The organism is Duganella levis, from assembly GCF_009857605.1.
GTDB classification, from domain to species: Bacteria; Pseudomonadota; Gammaproteobacteria; order Burkholderiales; family Burkholderiaceae_D; genus Rugamonas; species Rugamonas levis.
In genome coordinates this window covers 138,517-151,659 of record NZ_WWCT01000013.1, presented here as the reverse complement: position 1 = coordinate 151,659, position 13,143 = coordinate 138,517, and the positions used below count along the sequence as shown (strand labels likewise).

10 protein-coding genes are annotated in these 13,143 nt (G+C 61.3%); 9 read left to right on the top strand and 1 reads right to left on the bottom strand.

Annotated features, from left to right (window positions below):
- Positions 1-2: 2 nt before the first annotated feature.
- From GTP69_RS16960 to GTP69_RS31380, 7 genes are all read left to right on the top strand, one after another.
- Positions 3-1,700, top strand: a complete 1,698-nt coding sequence (locus GTP69_RS16960; RefSeq protein ID WP_161055963.1) for a sensor histidine kinase — start codon at positions 3-5, stop codon at positions 1,698-1,700.
- Positions 1,700-3,136 (top strand): sigma-54-dependent transcriptional regulator, encoded by a 1,437-nt coding sequence (locus GTP69_RS16955; RefSeq protein WP_161055962.1) that lies wholly within the window; start codon positions 1,700-1,702, stop codon positions 3,134-3,136. Before GTP69_RS16960 ends, GTP69_RS16955 begins: the two co-directional genes overlap by 1 nt.
- Positions 3,133-3,729 carry a 1,6-anhydro-N-acetylmuramyl-L-alanine amidase AmpD gene (gene ampD / locus GTP69_RS16950; RefSeq protein ID WP_161055961.1) on the top strand — a complete coding sequence of 199 codons (597 nt, stop codon included), beginning with the start codon at positions 3,133-3,135 and terminating at the stop codon, positions 3,727-3,729. Before GTP69_RS16955 ends, ampD begins: the two co-directional genes overlap by 4 nt.
- A 222-nt stretch (positions 3,730-3,951) precedes the next feature.
- Entirely contained in the window at positions 3,952-6,888 is a 2,937-nt protein-coding gene (locus GTP69_RS16945) for a ribonucleoside-diphosphate reductase subunit alpha (RefSeq protein WP_161055960.1), read from the top strand.
- A gap of 69 nt (positions 6,889-6,957) precedes the next feature.
- Complete coding sequence (locus GTP69_RS16940; protein WP_110845188.1) at positions 6,958-8,067, top strand: ribonucleotide-diphosphate reductase subunit beta; 1,110 nt, start codon at positions 6,958-6,960, stop codon at positions 8,065-8,067.
- A gap of 120 nt (positions 8,068-8,187) precedes the next feature.
- On the top strand, positions 8,188-8,781 hold the full coding sequence (locus GTP69_RS31385) for a PDDEXK nuclease domain-containing protein (RefSeq protein WP_229260994.1): 594 nt from the start codon (positions 8,188-8,190) through the stop codon (positions 8,779-8,781).
- Positions 8,750-9,046, top strand: coding sequence for a PDDEXK nuclease domain-containing protein (locus GTP69_RS31380; RefSeq protein WP_371867978.1), 297 nt, complete (start codon positions 8,750-8,752; stop codon positions 9,044-9,046). Before GTP69_RS31385 ends, GTP69_RS31380 begins: the two co-directional genes overlap by 32 nt.
- Here GTP69_RS31380 and GTP69_RS16930 read toward each other — a convergent pair.
- Positions 9,035-10,528: an FAD-dependent oxidoreductase gene (locus GTP69_RS16930; RefSeq protein WP_161055959.1), complete on the bottom strand. Its 1,494-nt coding sequence runs from the start codon at positions 10,526-10,528 to the stop codon at positions 9,035-9,037. The two genes, GTP69_RS31380 and GTP69_RS16930, sit on opposite strands and share 12 nt — an antisense overlap.
- A gap of 81 nt (positions 10,529-10,609) precedes the next feature.
- Between GTP69_RS16930 and GTP69_RS16925 the strand changes: the two genes are divergently transcribed.
- A complete protein-coding gene (locus tag GTP69_RS16925; RefSeq protein ID WP_229260992.1) occupies positions 10,610-11,080 on the top strand; it encodes a MarR family winged helix-turn-helix transcriptional regulator in 471 nt (156 codons plus the stop codon).
- A 985-nt stretch (positions 11,081-12,065) separates the two neighbouring features.
- The gene (locus GTP69_RS16920; RefSeq protein ID WP_161055958.1) at positions 12,066-13,088 is read left to right on the top strand and encodes a transcriptional regulator; all 1,023 of its coding nucleotides are present in this window, start codon (positions 12,066-12,068) and stop codon (positions 13,086-13,088) included.
- The last annotated feature ends 55 nt before the right edge of the window (positions 13,089-13,143 follow it).

The following is a 13,143-nucleotide window of genomic DNA, read 5'->3' as shown; positions in this document are numbered from 1 at the left end:
CCATGTTCGCGCGCCTGCAAGCCCTGACGGCCGACTCGCGCGCAACCTTCTGGCGCTCGCTGCAGACGCTCAACGCCACCCGCGTGGTGATCGCGCTGGTGCTGCTGGTCTATCTGAGTTTCGACAGCCGTGGCCTGCACGCGGTCGACCAGTATTTTTACCTGAAAATCTGCCTGGCTTACCTTGGACTGTCGATCGGTTTCGCGCTGTCGGCGGTGTACGTGCAGCGCCGCTTTTCGGTGCAGCTGCTGTCGCAGATCGCCTGCGACCTGGCCATCATTTCGGTGCTGTATCTGGCCGGCGGCGGCATGCGCAGCGGGCTGGCGATCCTGTACCTGTTCCCGCTGGCCGGGCTGGCCATCCTGGCGCCGCTGGTGATCGCGCTGTTCTGCGCTTCGCTGGTGACCTTGTTCCTGCTGGGCGACAGCACCTGGCAAATCTTCCTGACCGATAGCGACCGCGATGTGATGCAGGCCGGCCTGTATGGCGCCGCTTTTCTGTCGGTGGTGCTGGTGGTCAACCGCATGGCGGCCAAGCTGATCGGTCAGGAGGAACTGGCCAGCCGGCGTGGGGTCGAGATCAATGTGCAGCAGGCCGTCAACCGGCTGGTGATGGCGAATATCGGCGACGGCATCTTGGTGGTGGATGCGGACGGCCGTGTGTTTGCCGGCAATCCGGCCGCGCAGCAGATGCTGGGGCTGGTGGGGCCGGAGCTGAAATTCAAGCTGTCGGCGGCCGCCTCGCTGTCGCCGCTGACGCAGGCTTACGAGGAATGGCGCGACGACGCTACCCGCTCGACCGCCTTCATCACCATCAAACCGTTCAACGACGCCGCGCTGGAAGGCCTGACCGCCGCCTGGAGCGCGCGCCGCGACCTGGCCGCGCATCTGAAAGTGCGCTTCGCCGCCGCCGACACTGACGGCCTGGGGGCCGAACGCAGCGTGATCTTCCTGCAGGACGTGACCGGCATCGAGAACCAGGCGCAGCAACTCAAGCTGGCGTCGATGGGGCGGCTGACCGCCAGCATCGCGCACGAGGTGCGCAATCCGCTGTCGGCGATCGGCCACGCGACCTCGCTGCTGGGCGAGGACTTGAGCGACCCGGTACATCAGCGCCTGCTGAAGATCGTCGGCGACAACGTGGCGCGCGTCAACCGCATGGTGGAGGACATCCTGCAACTGTCGCGCAAGGTGCAGCCGCACAGCGAACCGCTGGCGCTGGATGTCTTTCTGGCCGAGCTGCGGAGCGAATTCATCGAGACCCACAACCTGGCGCCGGACATCCTCGGCCTGACGGCGGCGGCGGACACGCAAGTACGTTTCGATGCGCTGCATTTGCGCGAAGTTGTGCTCAACCTGCTCAACAACGCGGTGCGCTACGCCAGCGGTGGCCCGGCGTCGATCCGCCTGAACGTGGTGCGCGACAGCGCGCAGCGTCTCGAACTGCATGTGCAGGACGACGGCCCCGGCATTTCGCCGGAAGTGCGCGCGCACTTGTTCGAGCCGTTTTACACCACCTCCAGCAAGGGCACCGGACTGGGGCTGTATCTGGCGCGGGAATTGTGCTTGAATAACGAGGCGCGGCTGGACTATGAGTATCGTTTCGATAACAAGACCGGCGCCGATGGCAGCCCGTCGTTGAGCGGGCGGTTTGTAATCACCTTCGCCTGGCCTGGGCAGAAGCAAGGAAAGGCTGTTTGATGAGTGCTCATACGCCACGTTCGCCGCGTGTTCTGGTTGTCGATGACGAGGCCGATCTGCGCGAACTGCTGGAACTGACCTTGCTGAAAATGGGGCTGGACGTCGACAGCGCCGCCACTCTGGGCGAGGCGCGCGCGCTGCTGGCCGGCACAGAATACCAGCTGGTGCTGACCGATATGCGCTTGCCGGACGGCCTCGGATTGGAATTGGTGCGTGAGATCGCGGCCGCTTGCAAGAACACGCCGGTGGCGGTGGTCACGGCGTTCGGCAGCGCCGACAATGCGGTGGTTGCGCTGAAAGCCGGCGCCTTCGATTACATCTCCAAGCCGGTGGCGCTGGACCAGTTGCGGCTGATGGTGCAGTCGGCGCTGCGGCTGAACGCCGAACCGGCGGCAGGGCAGGCGCCGGCCGCAGCACCGATCGCCAGCCGTTTGCGCGGCGAGTCGGCGGTGATCCAGGCGCTGCGCGCGCAGATCGCCCGGCTGGCGCGCTCGATGGCGCCGATCGCCATCAATGGCGAGTCGGGCAGCGGCAAGGAACTGGCGGCGCGCGAAATCCACGCGCAAAGTTCACGCGCGGCGCAGCCTTTCATCGCCGTCAACTGCGGCGCGATTCCGGAAGCGCTGATGGAGGCCGAGTTCTTCGGCTACCGCAAAGGCGCATTCACCGGCGCGGCCGACGAGCGCGAGGGCTTCTTCCAGGCGGCCAACGGCGGCACCCTGATGCTGGACGAAGTAGCCGATTTGCCGCTGGCGATGCAGGTCAAGCTGCTGCGCGCCATCCAGGAACGGCGCGTGCGCAAGATCGGCGCCACCGCCGAGGAGCCGGTCGATGTGCGTATTATTAGTGCGACCCATAAAAACCTGGCGCAGTGCGTGGAGCAGGGCAGCTTCCGCCAGGATTTGTTCTACCGCCTGAATGTGATCGAACTCAGTCTGCCGCCGCTGCGCGAACGGCTGGACGACCTCGGTGTGCTGACCGACGCCATCCTGGCCCGGCTGGGCACGTTTGAGAATAAGGTTGTGCTGGGGCAGGGCGTGCTGGCGGCGCTGCGCGGCTACTCTTTCCCTGGCAATGTGCGCGAACTGGAAAATATCCTGGAGCGGGCGCTGGCGTTTGCCGACGATGGCGTGATCGAAGTCGGCGACCTGTCGCTGAAAGGCGCGCGCATGGCCGAGGCGGCGCTGGCCGAGCCGGCGGCGCCGGTTGCCGTCGCGGCTGCACTCCCGGCCTCGACCATCCCGGCGGCGGTGGCGCCGGACGCGCTACCGGCCAACCTGCCCGACTACCTGATCCAGGTCGAACGCGACATCATCCTGCGGGCGCTGGCGCAGACCCAGTTCAACCGCACCCAGGCGGCGCAGCTGCTGGGCATCAGCTTCCGCCAGCTGCGCTACCAGATGCAGAAGCTGAATATCCAGGAGCCGGAGGCGTGAGCGGGTTCGACGGCTGGCTGCCGCAGGCCACGCGTTACGACAGCCCCAACTTCGACGCCCGCCCGGGCCCGGTGCCGGCCGACATCACGCTGCTGGTGGTCCACAACATCTCGCTGCCGGGCGGCCAGTTCGGCGGCCCGCACGTGTCCGACCTGCTGACCGGCCGGATGGACTATAATGCTGACCCCTCGTTCGCCGACCTGCGCGGATTGAAGGTCTCCAGCCACTTTTTTATCCGCCGCGATGGCCGCGTCATGCAGTATGTTTCTGCTAACGACCGCGCCTGGCACGCGGGCCGCTCCTGTTTTCGCGGCCGCGAAAAATGCAATGACTTTTCAATCGGCGTGGAGCTGGAAGGCAGCGACTTCGTGGCCTTTGAAGCGGCGCAGTATGCGGCGCTGGCCGACCTGACGGTGGCGCTGCGGCGACACTATCCGTTGACGGATATACAAGGCCACGAACACATCGCACCGGGCCGGAAAACCGATCCCGGGCCATTATTTGATTGGGAATGTTATCAAAATCTGCTTAAGAAAGAAGCAATGTTAGTAGCTGCTAGCGCTGAACTTGGCTTGCTGATAGGGCTTCCTTAAAGTCAAGAGCAAAATTGCTGGAAACATCAAAATTTCTCACTTGCCGTGCTCCGGTGTGACCACTACAATCAGTGGATAGGTTCTGACCTGTCACTAGATCTAGTGGTTCGCAAGACACTGAATCTTAAACTAGTGGCAAGTATGCCTGGTCGGTTTAACACGGTTTTTTTACACTACACACGCGGCGCAGCACTGACTGCACGTTGTTATCGGGGAGCTTAAATGCAATCTACTCAAGACATCACCATCAACCCAGCGCTGGTACCAGCCGCCGCTGCGAGTACCGCCAGCAGCCCAGCCGTGGCCGCCAGCGCGCTCGGTGATTACCGCATCATCCGCCGTAACGGCGCGGTCGTCGCGTTTGAACCGTCGAAAATTGCAGTTGCCGTGACCAAGGCCTTCCTGGCCGTCAACGGTGGCCAGGGCGCCGCCTCGGCCCGTATCCGCGAACTGGTGGAAGAGCTGACCGCCAGCGTGGTCGCCGCCCTGGTGCGCCGCCAGCCATCCGGCGGCACCTTCCATATCGAAGACGTGCAAGACCAGGTGGAACTGGCGCTGATGCGCTCGGGTGAACACGACGTCGCCCGCGCTTACGTGCTGTACCGCGCCAAGCATATGGAAGAGCGCCGCGCCGCCAAGGAAGCCCAAGGTTCGGCCGCCACCGTCGATGCACCGCAAATCAGCGTGCTGGAAAACGGCGAGCGCAAGCCGCTGGAACTGTCGCGCGTTACCGGCCTGATCAATGCTGCCTGCATCGGCCTGGAAAAACACGTGGATGCCGACGCCATCGTCGCTGAAACCCTGAAAAACCTGTACGACGGCGTGCCGGTCGAAGAGCTGCACAAATCCGCCATCCTGGCTGCCCGCGCGCTGATGGAAAAGGATCCGGCTTACTCGCAAGTGACCGCCCGCATCCTGCTGCACACGATTCGTAAAGAAGTCTTCGGCAAGGAAGTGGCGCAAGCCAACGCCGCCGCCGAGTACGTGACCTACTTCCCGCAATACATCGCCAAAGGTATCGCCGCCGAACTGCTGGACACCAAACTGGGCGAGTTCGACCTGGCGCGCCTGTCGAAAGCCCTGGTAGCCGACCGCGACCTGCAATTCGGCTACATCGGCCTGCAGACCCTGTACGACCGCTACTTCCTGCACATCCGCGACGTTCGCATCGAAATGCCGCAGGCGTTCTACATGCGCGTCGCCATGGGCCTGGCCCTGAACGAAACCGACCGCGAAGCACGCGCCATCGAGTTCTACAACCTGCTGTCGACCTTCGACTTCATGTCGTCGACCCCGACCCTGTTCAACTCGGGCACCCTGCGTTCGCAGCTGTCGTCGTGCTACCTGACCACCGTCTCGGACGACCTGGAAGGCATCTACGACGCGATTAAAGAAAACGCACTGCTGGCGAAATTCGCCGGCGGTCTGGGCAACGACTGGACGCCAGTCCGCGCACTGGGCGCCCACATCAAGGGCACCAACGGCAAATCGCAAGGCGTGGTGCCGTTCCTGAAAGTGGTCAACGACACTGCCGTGGCAGTCAACCAGGGCGGCAAGCGCAAGGGTGCAGTCTGCGCCTACCTGGAAACCTGGCACATGGACATCGAAGAGTTCCTGGACCTGCGTAAAAACACCGGCGACGACCGCCGCCGCACCCACGACATGAACACCGCCAACTGGATTCCGGACATGTTCATGAAGCGCGTGATGGAAAAAGGCGAGTGGACCCTGTTCTCGCCATCGGACACCCCGGACCTGCACGACCTGGTCGGCAAGGCCTTCGAAAAAGCCTACCTGGGCTACGAAGCCAAGGCCGCCGCCGGCGAAATCCGCGTGTTCAAGAAAATCCAGGCGCTGGACCTGTGGCGCAAGATGCTGTCGATGCTGTTCGAAACCGGCCACCCATGGATCACCTTCAAAGACCCATGCAACATCCGTTCGCCGCAGCAGCACGTGGGCATGGTCCACAGCTCGAACCTGTGCACCGAGATCACGCTGAACACCGGTCCGGACGAAATCGCCGTCTGCAATCTGGGTTCGGTCAATCTGCCGGCGCACATGAAAGAAGGCAAGCTGGACCACGTCAAGCTGCAGAAGACCATCCGTACCGCCATGCGCATGCTGGATAACGTCATCGATATCAACTACTACGCCGTCGAAAAAGCACGTAACGCCAATATGCGTCACCGTCCGGTCGGCCTGGGCGTGATGGGCTTCCAGGACTGCCTGCACATGATGCGTGTGCCGTTCTCGTCGATGGAATCGGTGCAGTTCGCCGACACCTCGATGGAAGCCGTCTGCTACTACGCTTACCTGGCTTCGACCGAACTGGCGGAAGAACGCGGCCACTACGCGTCGTACAAAGGTTCGCTGTGGGATCGCGGCATCCTGCCACAGGACTCGATCAAGCTGCTGGCCGAAGAACGCGGCGGCTATCTGGAGCAAGACCTGTCAGCGGCCATGGACTGGACCCCGGTGCGTGAGCGCATCGCCAAGTTCGGCATGCGTAACTCGAACTGCGTGGCGATCGCGCCGACCGCAACCATTTCGAACATCATCGGCGTGTCGGCTTGCATCGAACCGACCTTCCAGAACCTGTACGTGAAGTCCAACCTGTCGGGCGAGTTCACCGAGATCAACGCCTACCTGGTGCGTGACCTGAAGGCGCGTGACCTGTGGGACGAAGTGATGATCGCCGACCTGAAATACTTCGACGGCTCGCTGGCCAAGATTGACCGCATCCCGAACGACCTGCGCGACATCTACGCCACCGCCTTCGAAGTGTCGCCAAGCTGGCTGGTGGAAGCGGCTTCCCGCCGTCAGAAGTGGATCGACCAGGCCCAATCGCTGAACATCTACATGGCTGGCGCTTCGGGCAAGAAACTGGACGAGACCTACAAGCTGGCATGGCTGCGTGGCCTGAAAACCACCTACTACCTGCGCACCACCTCGGCGACCCATACCGAGAAGTCGACTTCCAAGACCGGCGCGCTGAACGCGGTGGCAGTGGACGGCGGCATGTCGGCTAGCGCCATGGCTGCGGCGCCAGCACCGGTTGCTCCGGTTACAGCCGCAGCCGTGACGGCCGAAGCCGATGGCGAAGCCTGCTACCTGCGTCCAGGCGACGACGGTTTCGAGGAATGCGAAGCCTGCCAGTAATCTAAAGCGCGCCGTCCCCGCCTGAGTGGGGACGGCGCAGTACTACATATATATATAGAGGAATTGAATATGTCGCTGTCCTGGGACGAAGAGGCCGCACCGGCCAAACAAGCTATCAACCAAGCCGCGCTGGAAAGCGAAGGCACGGCTGAGCAAGTCGCGCTGCGCGTCAACGCCGACGACAAGCGCATCATCAACGGCAAAACCGACGTCAATCAGCTGGTGCCGTTCAAGTACAAATGGGCCTGGGACAAATACCTGGCCGGCTGCGCCAACCACTGGATGCCGCAGGAAGTCAACATGCAGCGCGACATCGAGCTGTGGAAGAACCCGAACGGCCTGACCGACGACGAGCGTCGCCTGGTGAAGCGCAACCTGGGCTTCTTCGTCACCGCCGACTCGCTGGCCGCCAACAACATCGTGCTGGGCACCTATCGCCACATCACCGCGCCGGAGTGCCGCCAGTACCTGCTGCGTCAGGCGTTCGAGGAAGCCATCCACACCCACGCCTACCAGTACATCGTCGAATCGCTGGGCCTGGACGAGCAAGAGATCTTCAACGCCTACAACGAAGTCAAATCGATTCGTGACAAGGACGAGTTCCTGATCCCGTTCATCGACACGCTGACCGACCCGGCCTTCACCACCGGCACCGTGGAAAACGACCAGAAACTGCTGAAATCGCTGATCGTGTTCGCCTGCCTGATGGAAGGCCTGTTCTTCTACGTCGGCTTCACCCAGATCTTGGCGCTGGGCCGCCAGAACAAGATGATGGGTGCTGCCGAGCAGTACCAGTACATCCTGCGCGACGAATCGATGCATTGCAACTTCGGCATCGACCTGATCAACACCATCAAGATGGAAAATCCGCTGCTGTGGACGCCTGCGTTCAAGGAAGAGATCAAGCAGCTGTTCCTGCAAGCGGTGGACCTGGAGTACGCCTACGCCGAAGACACCATGCCACGCGGCGTGCTGGGCCTGAACGCCACCATGTTCAAAGGCTACCTGCGCTTCATCGCCAACCGTCGCGCCACGCAGATCGGCCTGGAAACGCTGTTCGACCAGGAAGAAAATCCATTCCCATGGATGAGCGAGATGATCGACTTGAAGAAAGAACGTAACTTCTTCGAGACCCGCGTCATCGAATACCAGACCGGCGGCGCGCTGAACTGGGATTAATCTCCAGCCGCACCTCCTCAAAGCCCCGCACTGCGGGGTTTTTTCATTTGGGCCAGATCAATATCGGTTTTGAGGCTGGGCGTAAGAGTGATCTCTGGTATGGCCACAGGGAGAATTGTCATGAGTAAATCTGACCTTGCATTAGCGCAGGATGTCGAGTTTTTACTTGGGCGCAAGCGAGCAGGGGAGTACGGGCGCGGTTTTGAGGTTAAAAATCTTTACCGTATGGTGCAGCTTGCGCAAACTTTCCCCGATCTGGAAAAAGGCGCGACACTGTCACGAAGATTGAGCTGGAGTCATTTCTTGCTTTTAATCCCGTTGAAGATCGAGGCAGCACGGTGGTATTACGCCGAGCAGAGTATTGCTCAGAGTTGGAGCGTGCGGGAGCTGCGTCGGCAGATTGAGCGCAAAAGCTATGATCGTAGCCAGATCGCCAATCCGGAGTCTCATGAGGTTACTTCGGCTGGAATTTTTAAAGATCCGTATTTTTTGGACTTTCTTGGTTTACGGGACGGCTATGATGAGGCGGATCTTGAGGGAGCGATTCTGCTTGAGCTGAAGGCATTTATCCTGGAGCTGGGCACAGGCTTCGCTTTCGTCGAGCGGAAGAAACGAATGATTATCGACGGCGAGGACTTTTACCTCGACCTGCTGTTTTTTTCATCGTCGCCTGCGCCGGCTAGTGGCGATCGAGTTGAAGCTGGGGCGCTTTAAGGCGGCGCACAAGGGGCAGATGGAATTGTATCTCCGCTGGCTGGACAAGTTTGAGCGCCAGCCCGGCGAGGAGGCGCCGATCGGTTTGATCCTGTGCGCGGAGTCTAGCCACGAGCAGGTGGAGCTACTGCAGATGCATAAGGATGGCATCACCGTGGCCGAATACTGGACCGAGCTGCCGCCAAAAGCGGATTTGGAACGCCAGCTGCGCTCCGCGCTTGCCGATGCGCGGGAGCGTCTGGAGCGGCGGCGGCTAACGCACTAGTCGATCAATGTATTCCTTCAGCGCGGGACTGTGTTCGTCGTGGGTGAGGGCGGCGAGGTAGCCGTCGGGGCGGAGCAGGGCGATGTCGCCAGGGGCGAAACCGTACGCGGTGCGCAGGTGGTTTTCGTGGTCGCGTAGTTCGGCGTGCTGGCCGACGGTGATGATGCGCAGGCTGCGGCGTGGCGTGATCAGCGGCGTGACGTTTGCGCTCGGCTCATAGCGCAGCATTATCCAATCTCCCGATTTCAATAGCGAAAACAAACGCAGCGGCTGGCCGCCGGCACCGATGCATGGCGCGTCCGGTGCGCGGTAGCCGGCGCGCAGCGGTGCGTCGCCGCGTTGGTCTTGGCGTTCGTCGAGTGACAGTGGCGAATCCGGATAGCCGAGATCCAGCTGCTGCTGTTCGCGTCCGCGCCGCAGGTCGCCTCGCAGGCGGGCGGCGTCGAGCAGCTGCGTCGACATGCCGAGCATCTCGGCGGCGATCGCGCGGCGCTCCGCTTCATAAGTGTCGAGCAGCGCGTCGTCGGCGCCGCGCAGCACCGCCGCCAGTTTCCAGCCGAGGTTCCACGCATCCTGCACGCTGGTGTTGAGTCCCTGGCCGCCAGTTGGCGGATGCACGTGCGCGGCATCGCCGGCGAGGAGCACGCGGCCGACTCGGTAGCGCTCTGCTAGCCGCGCGCTCATCGCGTAGTCGGAGCGCCAATGCACCGCATGCACTTCGATATCCGAACGGCCGGTGCGCTCGGCGATGACGGCGGCGAGGCCGGCGTCCGACAGATCGAACGCGCCAGCGAGCGGGATCGGCATCTGCAATTGGAACAACTCGGTGCCCTGCAAAGGACAGAGGCTGATCTGCTTTGACCCGCTTCCCCAGCGATGCCACACGTCGCGCGTCAGACCGCTGAGCGACAGGTCGGCCACCACCGCGCGCGCATTCAGCGACTCGCCAGGAAAGTCGATGGCCAGCGTTTTGCGCACGAAGCTGCGGCCACCATCGGCGCCGATCAGGTAGCGCGCCTGCACCACGATCTCGCCGGCCGCCGACGTCACGCGCGCCGTGACTGCGCAGTCACTCTGCTCGAAGCCGGCCAGCGTGTGACCGTAGCGCGGCGCATGACCCAGCTCCGCCAGCCGCGCGCGCAGTATGCCTTCGGTCAGATGCTGGGGCAGCATCAGCGGCTGGCCGTAAGGTTCGGCCGGCGTGGCGGCGTTGGCGGCGATGCTGGCTTCGTCGCGGTAGCTGCCGTCGGTGGCGTAGTGGCGCTGGGCTGGATAGTAGCCGCCGGCGGCGATCATGCGGTCGGCGACGTCCAGCACTTCGAAGATTTCCAGCGTGCGTGGCTGGATGCCTTTGCCGCGCGAACCGGCGAACGGCGTCTCCGCCTGGTCGATCAGCACGAAGGGAATATGGCGGCGCGCGAGGTCGATCGCCAGTGTCAGGCCGGCAGCGCCGGCGCCGCAAATCAGAACGTCAGTATCCATGAGGTGCTCCTTGATATGTGTATTTTGCACATAATATTCCGACCCCAAAATCGTGTCAATAATTATGTGTACAATGCACATATGAATAAAGATATCCGCGAAATGCATGACGCGCTGCTCGACATCATCGGCTTCATGAGCCGCCCTGAGCCCGACGTCACCCTGATGTCCGAGATGGCCATGCCGCTCGAACGCGCGCTGCTTCCTCTGCTGGTGCGCATCGACCGTCGCGGTCCGATCGGCGTGGTGGAACTGGCCGATGTGGTGGGGCGCGACTACACCACCGTCAGCCGCCAGGTGGCGCGGCTGGACGAACTGGGTCTGGTGGTGCGCCGCGCCGGCGCGCGCGACAAGCGGGTGCGTGAGGCGGAGGTGACGCAAGCGGGGCGCGAGATGGCCGACGCCATCGACCGCATGCGCGAGGAACTGGTCGGCGAGTTGATGGCCGATTGGACCAACGCCGAGCGCCGCGATCTGGCGCGTCTGCTCAAACGGATGGCTTCCGACATGAACGAATGGATGGTCCACCGTAAGTCGGAAGACGCCGGCTAGGCGTCGCCGCATTTCAAACGCCGCCTGTCGCGGCTTGCCTTAACGCCGATTTACATCGCCACGCGCGCGCACTGCGACGCGCGATCGGCGTTCGATCACCTCTTCTAAAACGCAGGCGCGATGCGGCGCACCGCTGTATTCCGCTTGCTATTCGCCTTACTCTGTCTCATAATCGCGACGAATTAAAAACAGCGAGTGGTTGCGGCGCGCATGCGATGCGCAAGCGCTCTCGGATTCGGAAGCGGGTGACGCGATTGTCCAGCCAAAAACGGCGACGTCGAAGAAGCCCAGGCGGTATAAGGCTTACTTTGAAGTGCGATTTTTCCGGCGCGATGCGCGCGGTACTTCCCGAACCCGATTGAGCGCGCGTGAAGAGTGCGCGGTGACGCAAACGAGTACGTTGAAGCGGCATGTGAATGTGAGATGGCGAGCGCAAGTCGATAAAAAGCGCGCGAATATCTAACGTGCCGGTTGCGTAACGATGAGGTTTTCGTGTACTTTACGAAATTGAAAATACGTGTTTAAAAGTGCGTTGAAATTTGAGAAGTACGCACCACGTAGTGAGAACCGAGCAGTGAAGACCGAACACGGGATATAGATTCACACCATATGCACAAGACCACGTCGTCGTTTTTGTTCAACCGTCTTGCCTGATCTGATTCAGGCCGGGCGGTTTTTTGTTTGAAAACGAAAACCGCGACGTGGCTGCGACGCAGGTTCCTGGAGCTGAGTACACGCCCGGACCACCGCAAAACGTCGCGACAAGATTTGTGTCCGCACGCTGTTCCAGCTATGGAGAGCGGGTGGATCGATGGCTGAAGCGCTGCACTTGTGAGGAGATGCAGCAGTTCAGCTAGTGCCGAATTCATTAGCGCAAACCACGTTGGTTTGCGCCGATGAATAATTCGCCTGGCCCAATTCCGGGTCGGACGGGTTTAAATCTTGTAATGAATTTTTTCCCATCCCCGATGAAGGAGAACTAAACATGGCTACCGCCGCAAAGAAACCAGCAGCTAAGAAAGCTGCCGCACCAGCAAAAAAAACCGTCGCCGCTAAAGCAGCAGCTCCTGCAAAAAAACCAGTTGCCGCTAAAGCCGCTGCCAAGCCAGCTGCCAAAGCTGCCGCTAAGCCAGCAGTGAAAAAAGCTGTCGCCAAACCAGCAGTGAAAAAAGCAGCAGCTAAACCAGCAGCTAAAGTAGCCGCTAAACCAGCAGCGAAAAAAGTCGCCGCCAAGCCAGTCGCTAAAAAAGCTGTCGCTAAAGTAGCAGCTAAACCAGCAGCTAAAGTAGCAGCCAAGCCAGCAGCGAAAAAAGTCGCCGCTAAGCCAGCAGCTAAAAAAGCCGTCGCCAAAGTCGCCGCTAAACCAGCAGCGAAAAAAGTCGCCGCCAAGCCAGCAGCCAAAAAAGTAGCCGCTAAACCAGCAGCGAAAAAAGCTGTTGCCAAAGCCGTCGCCAAGCCAGCCGCTAAAAAAGTCGCCGCTAAACCAGCAGCGAAAAAAGTCGCTGCCAAACCAGCTGCCAAAAAAGTAGCTGCTAAAACTGCCGCTAAGCCAGCAGCTAAAAAAGCCGTTGCCAAGCCAGCTGCTAAAGTCGCTGCCAAAAAACCAGCAGTAAAAGCAGCAGCCAAACCGGCTGCAAAGGTCGCGGCTAAGCCAGCAGCAAAAAAGCCAGTTAAAGCAGCTGCCAAGCCAGCTGCTAAAGTCGCTGCCAAACCAGCCGCTAAACCAGCTGTCAAGAAAGCCGCTAAGCCAGCAGCTAAACCAGCCGGCAAGCCAGCCGTCGCTCCGGCCGCAGCCCCAGTAGCCGCTGCTCCAGTAGCAGCTGCGCCAGCTGCCAAGCCAGCAGTGAAAAAAGCCGCGCCGAAAAAAGCTGCTCCAAAAAAGGAAGCCGCTAAACCAGCCGCCGCTCCTGCTCCAGCAGCCGCTCCGGCCGCTGCTGCTCCAGCTGCGAAAACCGTTCTGGCGCCGGCCGCTGCTTGGCCGTTCCCAACCAGCACGCGTCCGTCCTAAGCTCATCGCTTAGACGCCTGCTAAGGCAAATGGCCGCTGTGTGAGACAATCACAC